The sequence below is a fragment of the Methylococcus sp. S1M genome, from assembly GCF_051295855.1.
Classification (GTDB): Bacteria; Pseudomonadota; Gammaproteobacteria; order Methylococcales; family Methylococcaceae; genus Methylococcus; species Methylococcus capsulatus.
Genome location: NZ_JBPDXO010000003.1, coordinates 302,095 through 318,359, shown reverse-complemented (window position 1 = coordinate 318,359; position 16,265 = coordinate 302,095). Strand labels below are relative to the sequence as shown.

The following is a 16,265-nucleotide window of genomic DNA, read 5'->3' as shown; positions in this document are numbered from 1 at the left end:
CGACGGCTCCCGGAACGTCCGAACCAGAGCCGCCGCGACCTCGACCCTCAACGCTGGCGCCGCCGCCACCAGATCAGCACGCCGCTGCCGATCAATGCCACAGGGAGCACGATCAGGAACCCGAAACCGATGATGCCCGAAGCCAGCGGAGTGAGCTGCAGATCGCGGTCCGGCGAAGTCTTGGCAGGAATGTTGATGAACTGGTCGTTCTGGCTCAGCCAGTTGATCATGTTGAGGCCCAGATTGAGATTGCCGCCGTTGCCGAGAAAGGCGTTGGACAGGAAATCGCCGTCGCCGATCACCACGATGCGCTGTTCCCGCGGCTTGCCCGCCTCGGCGCCCTCCTTCTTTTCTTCCCCCTTCGGCTCGGGCTTGAGCTCGCGGGTCAGGACGTAGGCGATGTGCAGCGGGCCCTGGCGTTCGCCTTTGTCGGCATCGAACTGAATCTTGCCCTCGATGGGGCCGGTCTCGGTCCAGGAGCGGGAGAGGGTGTTCAGCAGCGCCTCGCGCTCGAAGTCATGGTTGTCCTGCACCGCATCCAACGCCAGCGCCGACGGGAACAGGGTCATGGTCTGGAAACCGTAGGTGATGGCGTGCGGCGGATATTCGGCGACCAGGGCGAAGGTGGGATCGTCGATGCCGAACAACTGGGTGGAGGCATCCACCACCGTGCCCCGCAGCACCTGTATGCCGAGCTGCTGGGCGAGTGGCCCGAGACCCTTGAGGTTGTCGGAATCGATCATCCACAGGAGATTGCCGCCCTGCTTCACCCAGTCACCGATCAGGCTCACCTCGCCCGGCAGCAGGTTGGCGTTCGGGCCGGCGATGACCAGTACGTCGGTGTTGTCGGGAATCTTCGGCGTGACCCCCAGGTTCACCGTGGATACGGTGAGGCCCTTGCGCCCCAGCTCGTCACCGAACTGGCCCAGATCGTGGTTGGCACGTTCGGTGGGCGAGCGCTCGCCGTGGCCTTCCAGGAACACGATGCGCTGGTCCTTGGCCCGGGCCAGGCGCTGCAGCGCGTTGGTGATGGTGGTCTCGTTCGCCTCCTGCACGTTTTCGCTGCGGCCCTGGTATTCGATGACCAGTTCGCCGTCGACCGAGATGCCGAGTTCCCGCACCTTGTCCGGCTGGGTATCGGGGTTGACGAAATTCAGGCTCAGATCTTTCTTGCGACGGCTGTAGCGGCCGACCTGGTCGCTGATCTGATCGCGCAGGCTCTTGGTTTCACGGGCGTAGGCCGTCACCCGGACCGGATCCTTCAGCATGTCCAGCACCTTGACACTGGCTTCCGACAGTGTGTGTCGGTGGGCGGCGGTCCAATCGAACTGCGCGGAATAGCGGGTGCTCAGCCAGGCGACCAGCGCCACCACGCCGAGAAACAACAGGGTGAACGTCAGGTTCTGGAGCCGTAGCTCCATGTGAGTCTTGCGGTTGATCTTCATTTTTGCAGCCGGTCGTTATCCAGACGATGGACGCTCAGCACCAGGAACGTCAGGATGAACAGGAGGAAATAGATCAGGTCGGTGGTCGAAACCAAACCTTTCAACAAGGCCTCGTAGTGCCTCAGCAGGGATAGGTACTGCAGCACGCCATTGGCGTTTCCTTCCGCACCGCCCGTCCAGTCGATGATCCACAGCAGCAGCAAGGCGCCGAAGGTCGCCACCGCCGCCACCGTCGGCTGGTTGGACGAAGCCGAGATGTAAAGGCCCACCGCTGCGAAACCGGCCAGCAACAGCACCAAGGCCAGGATACAGGAAGCCAGCTTGCCGAGATCGAGCGCACCGCCCATCAGCAGGGACAGCGGCATCAGCGCCAGCATGCCGACCATGATCAGCAGGAAGAAGAACACGCCCAGGTATTTGCCCACGATGATGTCGGTCATCGACACCGGCGCGGTGAACAGCAGGCTCAGGGTCCGGTTGCGGCGTTCCTCGCTGATCAGGCGCATGGTGAGCAGCGGGGTCACCAGAAGGAGAATGACGCCGGCATTGCCGAACAACGGAGCCACGATAAGGTCCGTCACGCCCGGGACGTCCTCCATGCCGGCCATGCGCGGCTGGACCATCAGGAAATAATCGAGCTGGGCCAGGAACATATAGCCCAGGATGATCTGGATCACGCCGAGCACGGACCAGGCCAACGGCGACAGAAAGAGGGTGCGCAATTCGCGCGCTGCGATCGTGAACGCCATCATGCCGTCTGCTCCTCGCCCTGCGGACTGGTCTGGGTGATATCGATGAAGATCTGCTCCATGCTGCGCCGCTCCGGTACCAGTTCGGCCAGGCCCCAGCCGGCGCCCACCACGATCTCGGCGATCCGGACCGCCGGGTCCTTGTCCTTGTCGTGAAAAATGCGGTAGCGGTTGTGGCCGGTCTCCTCGATGGACTGCACACCCTCCACGCTGTAGAGTTGCCGTACGTCGGCCGGCTCACAGGTCGCCACCACGAGGCTGGAGGCGCGCATCCGCTGCTCCAGGCTGGCGATGGTGCCGTTGAGCACCAGCCTGCCCTTGTGGATGATCTGGACGTGGGTGCAGGACTCTTGCACTTCCGGCAGAATGTGGGTGGACAGGATCACCCCGTGCTCGCGGCCCAGTTCCCGGATCAGCTCGCGGATCTCGCGGATCTGGATCGGGTCCAGGCCCACGGTGGGCTCGTCCAGCACGATCACCGCCGGCATGTGTACGATGGCCTGGGCGATACCGACACGCTGCTGGTAACCCTTCGACAGGTTGTTGATGAGGCGCGGCCCCACCTCGGTCAGACCGCAACGCTCCTTCGCGGTGTCGACCGCGCGGCGCGACCGGTCCCGGTGGATCCCGTGGAGCCGGGCGCAGAACTCCAGGTATTCATCCACGGTCAGATCCCGATAGACTGGCGGAATCTCCGGAAGGTAGCCGAGCTCGCGCTTGGCTTCGCGTGGCTGGTCGAGGATGTCGATCCCGTTGATCAGGATCTGGCCGGAAGTCGGCGCGAGGTTCCCGCAGATCATCTGCATGGTCGAGGACTTACCGGCGCCATTGGGGCCGAGAAACCCGAGAATCTCGCCTTTCTCCAGCGTGAAGCTCACATTGTTCACAGCGCAGTGATCGCCGTAATACCTATAGAGTTCTTGAACTTGAATCAGGCTCGTCATGTTGCGCGTAAGATACGAAAGTTTGTACGAAATGCAAGTCGACCGGGACGCACGGCCCCGTCCATGCTGAAACCACCACCCTTGGGACTCTACGTCCACGTGCCCTGGTGCGTGCGCAAGTGTCCGTACTGCGACTTCAACTCCCACCGCCTCGAGGGAGGACTGCCGGAGCGCGATTATATCGCGGCCTTGCTGAACGATCTGGCGCGGGACGCAGACAGGGTGACCGGCCGCTGCGTCGAATCGGTCTTCATCGGAGGCGGCACGCCCAGCCTGCTGAGTCCCGAAGCCGTCGACCTGCTGCTGGAGGGTGTCAGGTCGCGCATCGCCCTGGCCAGCGACGCGGAAATCACGCTCGAAGCCAATCCCGGCACGGCGGAAACCGCCAAGTTCAAGGGCTTCCGCGAAGCCGGCGTCAACCGCCTGTCGATCGGCGTGCAGAGCTTCGACGATGCCAAACTGACCGCGCTGGGCCGCATCCACGACGGCCGCGCCGCCGTCGAGGCCGCGGCGATGGCCCGCGAAGCCGGATTCACCAACTTCAACCTCGACCTGATGTTCGGCCTGCCCGGACAGACCATCGCCCAGGCGAAACGGGATGTGGAAACGGCCATCGCCCAGCGGCCGACCCATGTCTCCTATTACCAGCTCACGCTCGAACCCAACACATTGTTCCACCGCTCCCCCCCTGCATTGCCGGAGGCGGACGCGGTTTGGGACATCCAGCGCGCCGGCCAGGCACTGCTGGCCGATGCCGGCTACGGCCACTACGAAATCTCGGCCTATGCCCGCGACGGCTTCCGCTGCCGCCACAACGTCAACTACTGGCGTTTCGGCGACTATCTGGGGGTGGGAGCCGGCGCCCACGGCAAGGTCACCGACCCGGCATCGGGTCGGATCACGCGCCTGTGGAAGACCCGCCATCCCGCGCGATACCTGGAAACCCAGGGTCTGGGAGGCGAGCACGTCGTGGACGATGCGAGCCTGCCCTTCGAATTTCTGATGAACCAGTTGCGGCTGCGGGAAGGTTTCGAACTCGCAAGCTTCACCGAACGCACCGGACTGACCGCATGCGCCCTGGAACCCGCCCTGTCGGAATGCCTGCAAGAAGGACACCTCGAACGCCATGGCGGCGTGATTCGCTGTAGCGACCGCGGCTGGAATTTCCTGGACGAGGTCTTGCAGCGCTTCCTCCCGCCGGCCTGAACCAAGGACGAACGGGCTTAGACCGGCCCCAGGAGTGAAGCGACGCCCAGGTTGAGCAGCGTGAGCAGGAGACTCCCCAGCAAGGCCGAAGCGAAATCCCTGACCCTTATGCCCGGCACCAGCACCGACACCAGCCACAGCATCAAGGCGTTGATCACCAGGAGGAACAGCCCGAAGCTCAGAATCGTGAACGGGAGGGTCAGCAGTACCATGACCGGCCTCACGAACGCATTCACCAGGCCGAGCATGATCGCGCCCAGGATCGCCGGCCCCCAGCCTTCCACCTCCACGCCACGCACCAGATGGGCCACCACCAGCAGCAGTGCCGCCGTAAAGAAAAGGTGCACCAAAAATACGACCATGGCCGCCTCCGTCAGTTTCGGCCGTTCATGGACATACAGCCTCGCAGGAGGCCGATCGCAGCAAGCCCTCGAACGCATCCTCCGGCAGCGGCCTGGAAAACAGGTATCCTTGGAAGTAATCGCAGCCGATGCGCTCGAGCAGCGCGTACTGCTGCGGAGTTTCCACCCCTTCCGCGATGACCTTCAAGCCCAGCCGGTGCGCCATCGTTACGATGGCTTCCGACAACAAGAAGCTCTTGGAATCCGGCGTCATGTCCCGAACGAACGTCCGGTCGATTTTGAGGTAATCGATTCTGAATTCCTTGAGATACGCAAGCGAAGAATACCCCGTCCCGAAATCGTCGAGCGCAATCTGCACACCCGCGGCCCGAAACTGGGCGAGCTTGTCGGCGATCGCCTGGTCCGTATCCATCAGCAGCGTCTCGGTGATTTCGAGCGCCAGCATACTTCCATCCAGCCCGAGTTCCCCCAGCCGTTCCAGCCAGCGACCGAAATCCCTGCCGCCGGCTTGAAACTGCCGGGGCGAGACATTGATGCTGACCTGGAAATCGGTCCCGAACCGGCTCCGCCAGCGGGCCGCCTGGCAAGCCGCCCGCTCGAACACCCAATCGCCGATGCAATGTATGCTGCCACAGTCTTCGGCGATCGGTATGAAGGCGGCGGGACTCACCTCGCCGAACTCGGGATGCTCCCACCGCAACAGGGCCTCGGCCTTGCGTACCCGTCCGGACGCCAGTTCGACGATGGGTTGGTAATGCAAACGCAACTGACCCGCCTGCACCGCGTCCCGCAGCGCCTGGCTCAGGCGTACCCGCATCGACATGGCGCGCTGCATCTCCGGATTGAACGCCTGGTAACCGTTGCGCCCCGCCCGCTTGGCCGCATACATCGCTTGATCGGCATTCCGCAAAAGACCGTCGGTGTCGGCGGCGTCGTCCGGAAAGACGGTGATACCTATGCTCGCGGAAACATGGGCGAGTTGATCCCCGAGGCGGAAAGGCTCGCTCAGGCTGTCGATGATGGCGCGTGCCAGCCGCTCGACCTCATCCATGCCTTCGAAGTCCGGTACGATCACGGTAAACTCGTCGCCCCCGAGCCTGGCGACGGTTACGGTCTCCGACTCGCGGACACAGCGCCGGACGCGGTGGGCCACCTGGACCAGCAGGGCATCACCCTGGTGGTGCCCCAGTGTGTCGTTGACCTCCTTGAAATGATCCAGATCGATGTATAACAGCGCCACGCGGCCGCGGTCGCGGTGCGCCCGTTCACTGGCCAGTGCCAGGCGCTCGGCGAACAACCGTCGGTTGGGCAACCGGGTCAGGGCGTCGTAGCAGGACTGGAACTCGATCAGGGCTTCCGACGCCTTTTTCTCGGTGATGTCGGAGAACAGGGCGACGCGTAGGTGGACTTTGCCGGCTTCGTCGTAAATCGTGTTGATGGTGAGATGCTCGGCGTATTCCTCGCCGTTCCTGCGCCTGTTCCAGATCTCGCCGCGCCAGGTTCCGGTAGCCTCGAGGGCCGCCCACATGGCCTGGTAAAAGGCGGGACCGTGCCGCCCCGATTGCAGCAGCTTCGGGTCCTTGCCGACCACGTCTTCCGGCCCGTATCCGGTGAGGGCGACGAAAGCGGGGTTGACCGCCACGATCCGGTTGTCGGCATTCACCAGCAGCATGCCTTCGCTGGAGGCGCTGAACACCATTCCGGCCACTTGCAGCTGCTCCCGGGCTGCCTTGTGCTCGGCGATCTCCCGCTGCAGGCGCCGTTCCTGCATGACCAGTCTGGCATGGTTGCGCAACCGCGCCTTCACGATGGCCATGGGAGACGACTTGGCGATGTAGTCCACCGCCCCGAGAGCCAAGCCGAAGGTTTCGTCGTGTTCCCCATCCTCGGCGGTCAGGAAGATGACCGGGATGTCGCGGGTCCTCCCGTCCGCCTTGAGCCGCCGGCAAACCTCGAAGCCGTCCATGTCCGGCATCGCCACGTCGAGGAGGATGAGGTCGGGCTGCGCCCCCGCTTCCAACAGAAATAACGCCTCGGTCCCGGACGTCGCGAACTGGACGTCGAACTCGGGTTCCAGGGCGTCCAGCAACAGGCCGACGTTCGCCAAGGCGTCATCGACGATCAAGATACGGGCTTGCCGGTCATCCGTTTCGTTCATTCCTCTCCCCAGACTTGCGATGCCATCCAGGCGCCGATGCCTCGCTGGCTTCCTTGAAATTCAATGGCCTGACTCGAACCTCGATGGCACTGAATGCCAGCGCCGTACCGGTAGGGCCTGCAACTCACGCTGCCGAGGCCGCAATACCTCGGCGTCGAATTCCCCACCGGACGGCCGCGACTCGCCGGAATCGCGAACCGCGACGGCGGCTCCTGCGGGCTGCCCACGCACCGTAAACCAGAGAGCCGATGAGCGTTCTGTTTGTCTCTAATGTAACAAAACTCTGGAAACACGGGGTACAGCGGTGCCCTCCAGACCGTCCACCGCGGCAGTACAGGCGGCCAGGCAAAGGGGGAGCAGAATCGAAGGGATTGGGCGATTCATGACAAGGGTGGATGGACAACCCGGTGACGGGACAGTGTACCGACACGGCGTGAGGGTTCATGCCGGGCTCTCGTGCCCGGCGCCCTCGGGGTCGATGCATGAATCGACAGGAAAGCCGGTTTGCCCGGGTGGCGCCCGAAGGGTTCGGCATGGGGATGCGCCGAACGAATACCGCTCCTGGGGGAGAATTAAAGCAAAGGGGCTGCGACTTTCGGGCCGACCGGCAAACCTCATTTGACCCCGCCGCTCTGGAGCGCTTTAATTCTTTCTCACCGAGGCATCGAGCCCCTGCCGAATTCCGCTTCGTACCGCGTTCCGCCTCTTCCACTCCGCATCCGATGAGCAGTATGCCACACCCGGCTGGCCCTACCGCCGACCTGGTCCGCCCTTCGCTGGCCGGGCTGATCCGCCTGAACCATCCGGCCTCCGGCATCGGGCTGTACCGGATCGCGGTGAAGGCGGTGGAGAGCGGCGGCTACCTGTCACGCTTCAAGGCCCGCGGCATGGAATTCGCGGAATCCCGCCCCTATGCCCCGGGCGACGACGTTCGCAACCTAGACTGGCGGGTCACGGCGCGGACCGGCCGGACCCACACCAAGCTGTTCCGGGAAGAACGCGAGCGGCCGGTGATGCTGTCGGTGGACTACCGCGCGGCGATGTGGTTCGCCACCCGCGGGGCGTTCAAATCGGTGCGCGTCGCTCAGCTCGCTTCCCTCCTGGCCTGGAGCGCAAGCCACCACGGCGACCGGGTGGGCGGCCAGATCTTTTCCGATCACGGCTGCAGCGAGTTCAAGCCAGAGCACGGCCAGCGCGGGGTGCTTCGCCTCATCCGGCAGCTGGCGGAGGCGCAGGCTCCGGCGTTGCCGGCAACGGCGTCCGAAACCGTACCGGCCATGGCCATGAAGCACTTACAGCAGCACGCGAAACCGGGGACTTTGGTGTTCGTGCTCAGCGACTTCCGCGGCTTCGACGCCGCCGCGCAGACCGCCTTGAGTGCCCTGGCGCGGCATTCCTCGGTGGTGTTGGTGTTCGTGTACGATCCTCTGGAGGCGGAATTGCCGAAATCCGGCCATTTCCGGGTCAGCGACACGGTCCGGGAAACGGCCTTCGACGCCGGCCGCCGCAGCGCCGAGCGCTGGCGCGCGAAATTCGAAACGCGCCGCGGCGCACTGGAGCGTTTCGCCCGCGGCCGCGGCATGCGCTGGCTCGAATGTTCCACCGCCGACGATCCGCTGGCTTTCCTGCAGCGGTCGCTGCGCGCCTCGTCGAAAACACGCTGAGAGCATGGAACAGCAGCTCGATCTCCGTGACATCCATCTGCCCCCGCCGGTCGGCGGGTGGCCTCCAGCGCCCGGCTGGTACCTGGCGCCGCTGCTCGTCCTGGCGCTGATCCTGACCCTGTGGATCGCATGGCGGCGCCTCATCCGCAACCCGTTCCGGGCGGCACTGCTGCGCGAGCTGGCCGTAATCGAGGCATCGGACGAGCTCGAACCGGCCGAGAAGATCGCGCGGGTCTCGATCCTGCTGCGGCGCGCCTGCCTCACACTCTATCCGCGTGAGGACGTGGCGGGATTGACCGGCCCGGCGTGGCTGGAACGGCTGGACGCCGTATTGGGCGGTCGCCAGTTCCGCGATGGCCCCGGCCGCTGCCTGATCGACGCTCCTTACCGCCCCGGCGGCGCAGTGCAACTGGATGTCCTGTTTGCCCTCTGCCGGAGCTGGGCGCGCAAACTTCCCCGATCCCGGCGATACCCGCCCTGAGCTTCACTGCCATGTTCGAATTCGCCTGGCCTCTGCTGTTCCTCGTCCTGCCCGCGCCGCTCCTCGTGCATCGGTTCTGGAAACCCGCGCCGCGCGGCGGCGAAGCAGCGCTGCGGGTTGCTTTCGCCGGCGAGTTCGCCGATCTGGGAGCCGCGGGGAGCACGATGCCGGGCAGCCGCGCGCCCCTGATCCTGGCCGTGGTGGGCTGGCTACTGCTGGTGGCCGCCGCCGCCCGCCCGCAGTGGCTGGGCGAACCGATCGAGCAGACCGTGAGCGGGCGCGACCTGATGCTGGCGGTGGACTTGTCTGGCAGCATGGACATCGAGGATTTCGTGGTCGACGGGGAGGTTTCCAACCGGCTCGAGGCGGTCAAGCGGGTCGCGAGCGCTTTCATCGAACGCCGCAGCGGCGACCGGATCGGTCTGATCCTGTTCGGCGAACAGGCCTATCTCCAGGTGCCGCTCACCTTCGACCGCAAGACCGTCGAGAAGCTGCTCGATGAGGCGGCGATCGGCCTGGCCGGCGACAAGACCGCGATCGGCGATGCCATCGGCCTGGCGATCAAGCGCCTGCGCGACAACCCGGCCGACCAGCGGGTGCTGATCCTGCTCAGCGACGGCGCCAACACCGCCGGCCAGGTCCAGCCGCTGCAGGCCGCCGAGCTGGCGGCGCGGGAAGGGCTGAAGATCTACACCATCGGCGTCGGCGCGGACGAAATGATCGTGCGCGACTTTTTCGGCACCCGCCGGGTCAATCCGTCCGAGGACCTGGACGAGGCCGCGATGACCGCCATCGCGGAGAAGACCGGGGGACGCTATTTCCGCGCCCGCAATACCGAGGAATTGGACAGGATCTACGCCCTGCTGGACCGACTCGAACCCACCGCGCGTGATGCCCGCTATTTCCGCCCCCGGGACGAACTCTATCCCTGGCCGCTGGGACTCGGGCTGCTGGCCGGTGCCGGTGCGTTGTGGCTGCGCGGGAGGAACGCCACGTGACGGAGTTTCATTTCCTGCGTCCGCTCTGGCTGCTGGCCTGGATTCCCCTGATGCTGGCACTCGGTTACTGGTATCGCCGCAGCCAGGGCGGAAGCGACTGGGCCAAGATTTGCGACGAAGTGCTACTGCCTCATCTGTTGTTGACTGGCACGCCGGGGCGGAATGGCAAGCTGCCGTGGTGGCTGGGCACGATCGTCGGCGCCCTGGCGATTCTGGCAGCGGCCGGCCCCACGTGGGAACGCCAGCCGATGCCGGCCTTCCGAAACCAGTCGGCATTGGTGATCGCGCTGGAGCTGTCTCCGGCGGTGGACGCGACGGACCTTCGACCCTCCCGCCTCACCCGGTTGCGCTACGCGGTCACCGACCTGCTGAAACGCCGCAAGGACGGCCAGACGGCACTGCTCGTCTACGGCGGTGATGCTTTCACGGTCACGCCGTTGACCGACGACGTCGACACCATCGACGCCCAGCTTCCGGCCCTGAGCTCCGATCTGGTACCGGCCACCGGCCACGATGCCGGCCGGGCGCTGACACTGGCCGCGCAGCTCCTGCGCGATGCCGGTTTCCGCCACGGCGACATTCTGCTAGCCGCGGTCCGGGCGGACCCGGCGGCCGCGGAGCTGGCAGCGGAACTGCACGGCGAAGGCTTCCGGATTTCGGTACTGGGGGTCGGTACCGAAGCGGGCGCCCCCATACCGCTGCGAAACGGCGGCTTCCGCAAAGGAGCCAGCGGCGAAATCGAACTGTCGCGCCTGGATGCGCCTGCGCTGCGCGAACTGGCGGCCCAGGGCGGCGGGCGTTACCTCGAATTGAACTCCGGCGCCGCGACCACCGATGCCCTCACCACCTTCTTCGAACAAAACGCCCGCCGCCACGAGGACAGGGAGGCGGCCAGCGAGCTGGAGCTGTGGGAAGACCGCGGCCCCTGGCTGCTCCTGCTGGTCTTGCCTTTGGCGGCCCTGGGCTTCCGTCGCGGCTGGCTCGCCGCGCTGGTGCTTGCATTGCCCTGGCCTGACCCCGCCCACGCACTGGACTGGCAGGGGCTCTGGAAGACGCCGGACCAGCGGGCGGCGGAAGCCTTCGAAGCCGGACGATTCGACCAGGCCGCCACCGGCTTTCACGACCCGGCCTGGAAGAGCGCTGCCGAGTACCGCGCCGGCAAATACGAGGAAGCGGCGCGGGCGCTGGAAGGACTGGATGGCGCCGACGCCGCTTACAACCGGGGCAACGCGCTGGCGAAAGCAGGCAGGCTCGAGGAGGCACTGGAAGCCTACGAACAGGCCGAACGGCTCGCCCCCGACGACGAAGACATTCGCCACAACCGCGCAGTCGTGGAAGACGCACTGAAGCGACGGGAACAGCAGAAACAGCCATCCGGTTCCCATGACCGGGACCAGAATCCGAAGGACGATCAGCAACAGGATCCGAACGACCGCGGCAGAGATTCGCCGGAACGACGGCCAGACCCGTCCGAGGAAGAATCCAGACCAAACGAAACACCACCCGAGCCGCCGCCCGGCCAGAAAGACGGTGAACGGCAAACCCCCGAGCCGGAAGCACCGGACCAAACCCATGGTGCATCGCCGACCCCCCAGTCCGGCGAGCCACCGGCGGAAGAACGAGAAACCCAGGAAAAGCCGATGCAGCAATCCGAATCCCAGACCGAGCAGGAAAAGGAGCAGGCCACCGAACAATGGCTCAAACGCATCCCGGACGACCCCGGCGGCCTGCTGCGGCGCAAATTCCTTTACCAGTATCGGCAACGCCAGCAGGGCACGGGAGGGCAGTGAGCATGGCGGCACGAGGCTTGCGCGCATGGGGCCCGCTCATCCTTGGCCTACTGCTTTGGCTGGGCTGGAGCGGCGCCGTCCTGGCAACGGAGATCATCGTCACAGCCGACCGCGAGCCAGTCTCCGTCGACGAGTCCTTCAACCTCACCTTCAGCGCCGACGAATCGCCGGACGGTGAGCCGGACTTCACGCCGCTGAGCCGGGATTTCCGGGTACTGAGCCAAAGTCAGAACAGCCAGATCTCGATGGTCAACGGCAAGGTCAGCCGCACCTTCGAATGGACCGTCACGGTCGTCGCCAAGCAGGCCGGCACACTGACCGTGCCGCCCATCGCCTTCGGCGACGACCGCTCCAAGCCCTTGACGGTGACGGTCACCGATCGGCCGGCGCCGGGACCGGCGGGTAGTGCGGGCGACGACGCGTTGCTGATCGAAGTCGACGTCTCGCCGAAGAACCCGTACGTCCAGGCGCAGGTGATCTACACGGTGCGGGTGCTCTACCGGACCCGTCTGGGCGGCGCCCGGTTGAGCCCCTTGGAGATTCCCGATGCGCTGGTGCAGCAGCTGGGAGACAAACACAATTACTCGACGGAACGCAACGGCGCGACCTACTCGGCGACCGAAATCCGCTATGCGATCTTCCCGCAGAAGAGCGGCCCCCTGCTCATCCCGCCGCTGACCCTGGACGCCGAAGTACAGGCCAGCGGACGGGGCGGCTTCAACCCGTTCTTCGGCCGGCCGATGAAGACCGTTAGCCTGCGTTCCAAGGCCATAGAGCTGCAGGTGCGGCCGGCACCCGCCGCATTTTCCGGCAAGCACTGGCTACCCGCGCAAAACGTGACGCTGGAGGAGACCTTGTCACCCGATACCGGTCGGATAGAGACTGGCCAGCCGCTCACCCGCACCCTCACGCTCAGGGCGCAAGGGGCCACCGTGGGGGTGCTGCCGGAACTCGGCCTGGCGGGACTGCCGGAGGACATCCGGCGCTATCCCGATCAGCCGGCCCTCGACGAGCAGCGGCAAGGCACGGGGCTCCTCAGCACCCGCCAGGAGAAGACGGCCCTGGTCCCCGACAGACCGGGCCGCTACCTCCTTCCCGCCATCGAGGTGCCGTGGTGGAACACCGCGGCCGAAAGAATGGAAGTGGCCCGTCTTCCCGAACGCGAGATCGAAGTCGCCGCAGGTGCTGCAGCGCCGATCCAGCCGGTCCCGGAACCGACGCCTGCATCCGCACAGGAGACGGCAGGTACCCCGCCCGTCAAGGGCGGCGAACCAGAAAGCGGCCGAGCGGACTCGCCGATCTGGTTCTGGCTCTGCCTCTTCCTCGCCGGAGGATGGCTGATCACCGCCGGCCTGTGGTGGCGAACGGCCCGGTGGAGCCAGGAGAAAACCGTCATGAAGCCATCGGAATCCCCGCAGCTTTCCGGTTCACGGCTCATGCGCGAACTGAAGGAGGCCTGTGCCGCCAACGATCCAGGCCGTGCCCGCCGGGCCCTGCTCGACTGGGCCGCGCAGCGCTGGCCCGACTGTGACGCTTCGCTGGAAGGGATTGCCGGACACTCCCAAGGCGAGCTCAAGCACGCCGTCCAAGCACTCGGCCGGGCGCTTTATGGATATCCCCGGACGGAATGGAACGGTGCGGCCTTGTGGGCCGCGATCGTCACCACCGATCTCGGCAAAGCCAGAGCGGAGAACCGCGGTCCGGTCGCGCTCGCCCCCCTGCATCCGCCGGCCCAGGCCAGTCCTCAGAGCGGCGCGCGGCGGCCGAATGCCCTGTCAATGACCCAGTAGAGCGCATGGGTCAGCAGGAAGCCCAACATAAAGCCGCCGATGAAAAACTCGGAAGCATGGTGACCGAAATGCCCTCCGAGCAGTTTGCCCACCAGGAAACCGGCGAGCAAGGCCAGCCCCACGCGGAGGCGATGAAAAATATCCCGTGTGGTCATGACGATTGATCATCTCCGATGGTGAAAGACCTGCCCGTCGTATTGGGCGGCAGGCGTGCCTTTATAGGATAATAATCGCTTTTTCACCATTCTCCCTTTGTCCGGCTCCCCGTTCATGAAAAAGCGTCTGGAAACCCTGCTCCGTAGTGCGCTGGAGCGACTCAAAACAGCCGGCGACCTCCCCGCCGACCAGGAAGTACCTCTTCAGATCGAACGCACCCGTGATCCGGCGCACGGCGATTTCGCGGCCAACACCGCCATGCTGTTGGCCAAATCCGCCCGTTGCGACCCGCGGCGGCTGGCGGAAAAAATCCGCGCCGCACTGCCCGAGGACCCGGCGGTCATCCGCACCGAAATCGCGGGCCCCGGCTTCATCAACTTCTTCCTGGATGCGATCGCCCAGCACCGGGTCATCGCCGATATACACGGTCAGGGTCCCGGCTTCGGCCGCAGCAGCATCGGTGCGGGACAGCGGGTGCAGGTCGAATTCGTGTCCGCCAATCCCACCGGCCCCCTCCACGTCGGCCATGGCCGCGGCGCCGCCTATGGCGCCGTCGTCGCCGACCTGCTCGAAGCGGCGGGTTTCGACGTCCACCGGGAATACTACGTCAACGACGCCGGCCGGCAGATGGACATCCTGGCCGCCAGCGTCTGGCTGCGTTACCTGGAAAACTGCGGGGAAGTGCTGCCTTTTCCGGCCAACGGTTACCGCGGCGAATACGTCCGCGACATCGCCTCCGATCTTTACCGTACCCAGGGCGAGCGTTACCGGACGTCCGCCGACGAAGTCCTCTTGGGACTGCCGCCGGACGAGCCCCAGGGGGGAGATAAGGAGGAATATATCGACGCCGTGGTGAGCAAGTCGAAAAACCTCCTCGGCCCCGAGCGTTACTGCGAGGTGTTCAACGCCGGCCTGGACAGCATCCTCGACGACATCCGCGACGATCTGGGCGAATTCGGCACCCATTACCAGGAATGGTTCTCAGAACAGAGTCTCACCGAAACCGGAGCCGTGGAACGTGCCCTGGAAAGACTCAAGTCCTCGGGCTACGTCTATGAGAAGGACGGGGCGCAGTGGTTCGCTTCCACCCGGCTGGGCGACGAAAAGGACCGGGTCTTGGTGCGAGAGAACGGCCAGACCACTTATTTCGCCTCCGACGTCGCCTATCACCTGAACAAGCTGGAACGCGGCTTCGACCGTATCGTCAACGTCTGGGGTGCCGACCATCACGGCTACATCCCCCGCGTCAAGGCCGCCATCCAGGCACTGGGGGGCGATGCCAGCAAACTGGAGGTGCTGCTGGTACAGTTCGCCGTGCTGTACCGGGGTACGGAGCGGGTGCAGATGTCCACCCGCTCCGGGGAGTTCGTGACCCTCCGCCAGCTCCGCAACGAGGTCGGCAAGGATGCGGCACGCTTCTTCTATGTGATGCGCAAATCCGACCAGCACATGGACTTCGATCTCAAGCTGGCCACCTCGCGAACCAACGAAAATCCCGTCTACTACGTGCAGTATGCCCATGCCCGGGTATGCAGCGTGTTCCGCCAGCTCGACGAGAAAGGCTGGGCACGGGATCTGGGGCGCGGGATGCGTCGTCTGGAAAGACTCTGCGAACCGCATGAGCTCACGCTGGTGGCCAGCCTCTCGCGCTACCCGGAAGTCGTGGAGCAGGCGGCGCTGCAATACGCCCCGCATCACCTGGTGCACTATCTGCGCGACCTCGCCGCGGAATTCCACGGCTACTATAATAGCTGTCAGTTCCTGGTCGAGGACGGCGACCTGCGAGATGCCCGTCTGAATCTGATCGATGCCGTACGGCAGGTCATCGCCAACGGTCTCGGCTTGCTGGGCGTGTCCGCTCCCGAAACCATGTAGCAATGCCTAAGGATTACAAACACAGGGTTCCCGGTTACCGCCAGGCACGGCGCCGAGGCAAGCGGGGCTGGCTGGCGGCGGGCATCGTCGTGGTATGCCTCGCGGCCGGAGCCGGAACCTATGTCATCCTTTCCCGACAGGCCGAAACAGCCACGGTGAACCCTACGCCGGAAGCTCCCCCCCAGCCGGCGCCGGCGGTTCCCACAGGAACCGGGACCGAAGCCAGGCGTTTGGAAACGCCTGCCCCCACGGCCGTCAAGAAAGCCGCTCCCCCCCGCTTTACCTTCTACAAGATATTGTCGGAAAAGGAAGAAATCATCCCGGAAGCGGAAATCCGGACCATCAAGCGCGAGGAGGAACAGGGCAGGTCGCCGCCGGGTGGCGGCTACATCGTCCAGGCGGGATCCTACCGCTCGCGGCCCGATGCCGAAAAAATGCGTGCCGAACTGGCCAAGCTCAAGGTCAAAGCCCGGCTGGAGAGAGTCAAAATAGAAAACGTCGAATGGTTCCGCGTGAAGATCGGACCCTATGAGAATCTGGCCGAAGCCGACCGCCTGCGCACGATCCTCAAAAAGAACGGGATCGACAGCGTGGTACAGAAAATGACACCCCGCCAGTCCCCCGCCCCCGCCGCGAAACATTGAACG

The 16,265-nt window shown here is 65.1% G+C and carries 14 protein-coding genes; 9 read left to right on the top strand and 5 right to left on the bottom strand.

The features are described from left to right. Nucleotides 1-47: 47 nt before the first annotated feature. From ACSHWJ_RS07985 to ACSHWJ_RS07975, 3 genes are read right to left on the bottom strand one after another with little or no spacing between them, the layout of a single operon-like run. Nucleotides 48-1,445, bottom strand: coding sequence for a GldG family protein (locus ACSHWJ_RS07985; protein ID WP_017364808.1), 1,398 nt, complete (start codon nucleotides 1,443-1,445; stop codon nucleotides 48-50). Further along, a complete protein-coding gene (locus ACSHWJ_RS07980) occupies nucleotides 1,442-2,197 on the bottom strand; it encodes an ABC transporter permease subunit (protein WP_010962261.1) in 756 nt (251 codons plus the stop codon). The genes ACSHWJ_RS07985 and ACSHWJ_RS07980 overlap by 4 nt, the downstream gene beginning before the upstream one ends. Then, on the bottom strand, nucleotides 2,194-3,138 hold the full coding sequence (locus ACSHWJ_RS07975; RefSeq protein WP_010962262.1) for an ABC transporter ATP-binding protein: 945 nt from the start codon (nucleotides 3,136-3,138) through the stop codon (nucleotides 2,194-2,196). Before ACSHWJ_RS07975 ends, ACSHWJ_RS07980 begins: the two co-directional genes overlap by 4 nt. Before the next feature lie 63 nt (nucleotides 3,139-3,201). Here ACSHWJ_RS07975 and hemW point away from each other — a divergent pair, with 63 nt between their 5' ends. After that, nucleotides 3,202-4,344 carry a radical SAM family heme chaperone HemW gene (gene hemW, locus ACSHWJ_RS07970; RefSeq protein ID WP_010962263.1) on the top strand — a complete coding sequence of 381 codons (1,143 nt, stop codon included), beginning with the start codon at nucleotides 3,202-3,204 and terminating at the stop codon, nucleotides 4,342-4,344. A gap of 17 nt (nucleotides 4,345-4,361) precedes the next feature. Here the strand turns inward: hemW and ACSHWJ_RS07965 are convergent, their stop codons facing one another. Beyond that, nucleotides 4,362-4,706: a phage holin family protein gene (locus ACSHWJ_RS07965; protein WP_010962264.1), complete on the bottom strand. Its 345-nt coding sequence runs from the start codon at nucleotides 4,704-4,706 to the stop codon at nucleotides 4,362-4,364. 25 nt (nucleotides 4,707-4,731) lie between these two features. Beyond that, entirely contained in the window at nucleotides 4,732-6,864 is a 2,133-nt protein-coding gene (locus tag ACSHWJ_RS07960) for an EAL domain-containing response regulator (protein ID WP_218796715.1), read from the bottom strand. A 731-nt stretch (nucleotides 6,865-7,595) separates the two neighbouring features. Here ACSHWJ_RS07960 and ACSHWJ_RS07955 point away from each other — a divergent pair. The 8 genes from ACSHWJ_RS07955 (at nucleotide 7,596) to ACSHWJ_RS07920 (ending at nucleotide 16,262) form a co-directional block, all read left to right on the top strand. After that, entirely contained in the window at nucleotides 7,596-8,528 is a 933-nt protein-coding gene (locus tag ACSHWJ_RS07955) for a DUF58 domain-containing protein (RefSeq protein WP_017364812.1), read from the top strand. A gap of 4 nt (nucleotides 8,529-8,532) precedes the next feature. Further along, nucleotides 8,533-9,009 carry a DUF4381 domain-containing protein gene (locus ACSHWJ_RS07950; protein ID WP_010962268.1) on the top strand — a complete coding sequence of 159 codons (477 nt, stop codon included), beginning with the start codon at nucleotides 8,533-8,535 and terminating at the stop codon, nucleotides 9,007-9,009. Between the two features lie 11 nt (nucleotides 9,010-9,020). Next, the gene (locus ACSHWJ_RS07945; RefSeq protein WP_010962269.1) at nucleotides 9,021-10,007 is read left to right on the top strand and encodes a vWA domain-containing protein; all 987 of its coding nucleotides are present in this window, start codon (nucleotides 9,021-9,023) and stop codon (nucleotides 10,005-10,007) included. Continuing rightward, nucleotides 10,004-11,797 (top strand): VWA domain-containing protein, encoded by a 1,794-nt coding sequence (locus ACSHWJ_RS07940; RefSeq protein WP_432539601.1) that lies wholly within the window; start codon nucleotides 10,004-10,006, stop codon nucleotides 11,795-11,797. Before ACSHWJ_RS07945 ends, ACSHWJ_RS07940 begins: the two co-directional genes overlap by 4 nt. Nucleotides 11,798-11,799: 2 nt before the next feature. Next, nucleotides 11,800-13,587: a BatD family protein gene (locus tag ACSHWJ_RS07935; protein WP_017364815.1), complete on the top strand. Its 1,788-nt coding sequence runs from the start codon at nucleotides 11,800-11,802 to the stop codon at nucleotides 13,585-13,587. Between the two features lie 5 nt (nucleotides 13,588-13,592). Continuing rightward, on the top strand, nucleotides 13,593-13,751 hold the full coding sequence (locus tag ACSHWJ_RS07930; protein ID WP_187148241.1) for a hypothetical protein: 159 nt from the start codon (nucleotides 13,593-13,595) through the stop codon (nucleotides 13,749-13,751). A gap of 106 nt (nucleotides 13,752-13,857) precedes the next feature. Next, nucleotides 13,858-15,618: an arginine--tRNA ligase gene (gene argS, locus ACSHWJ_RS07925; RefSeq protein WP_026045873.1), complete on the top strand. Its 1,761-nt coding sequence runs from the start codon at nucleotides 13,858-13,860 to the stop codon at nucleotides 15,616-15,618. Nucleotides 15,619-15,620: 2 nt separating this feature from the next. Further along, complete coding sequence (locus ACSHWJ_RS07920; protein ID WP_010962274.1) at nucleotides 15,621-16,262, top strand: SPOR domain-containing protein; 642 nt, start codon at nucleotides 15,621-15,623, stop codon at nucleotides 16,260-16,262. Nucleotides 16,263-16,265 lie beyond the last annotated feature (3 nt).

Coding starts and splice junctions, on each gene's coding strand:
- ACSHWJ_RS07985 (WP_017364808.1), bottom strand. CDS start 1,445: ATGAAGATCAACCGCAAGACTCACATGGAGCTACGGCTCCAGAACCTG.
- ACSHWJ_RS07980 (WP_010962261.1), bottom strand. CDS start 2,197: ATGATGGCGTTCACGATCGCAGCGCGCGAATTGCGCACCCTCTTTCTG.
- ACSHWJ_RS07975 (WP_010962262.1), bottom strand. CDS start 3,138: ATGACGAGCCTGATTCAAGTTCAAGAACTCTATAGGTATTACGGCGAT.
- hemW (WP_010962263.1), top strand. CDS start 3,202: ATGCTGAAACCACCACCCTTGGGACTCTACGTCCACGTGCCCTGGTGC.
- ACSHWJ_RS07965 (WP_010962264.1), bottom strand. CDS start 4,706: ATGGTCGTATTTTTGGTGCACCTTTTCTTTACGGCGGCACTGCTGCTG.
- ACSHWJ_RS07960 (WP_218796715.1), bottom strand. CDS start 6,864: ATGAACGAAACGGATGACCGGCAAGCCCGTATCTTGATCGTCGATGAC.
- ACSHWJ_RS07955 (WP_017364812.1), top strand. CDS start 7,596: ATGCCACACCCGGCTGGCCCTACCGCCGACCTGGTCCGCCCTTCGCTG.
- ACSHWJ_RS07950 (WP_010962268.1), top strand. CDS start 8,533: ATGGAACAGCAGCTCGATCTCCGTGACATCCATCTGCCCCCGCCGGTC.
- ACSHWJ_RS07945 (WP_010962269.1), top strand. CDS start 9,021: ATGTTCGAATTCGCCTGGCCTCTGCTGTTCCTCGTCCTGCCCGCGCCG.
- ACSHWJ_RS07935 (WP_017364815.1), top strand. CDS start 11,800: ATGGCGGCACGAGGCTTGCGCGCATGGGGCCCGCTCATCCTTGGCCTA.
- ACSHWJ_RS07930 (WP_187148241.1), top strand. CDS start 13,593: ATGGGTCAGCAGGAAGCCCAACATAAAGCCGCCGATGAAAAACTCGGA.
- argS (WP_026045873.1), top strand. CDS start 13,858: ATGAAAAAGCGTCTGGAAACCCTGCTCCGTAGTGCGCTGGAGCGACTC.
- ACSHWJ_RS07920 (WP_010962274.1), top strand. CDS start 15,621: ATGCCTAAGGATTACAAACACAGGGTTCCCGGTTACCGCCAGGCACGG.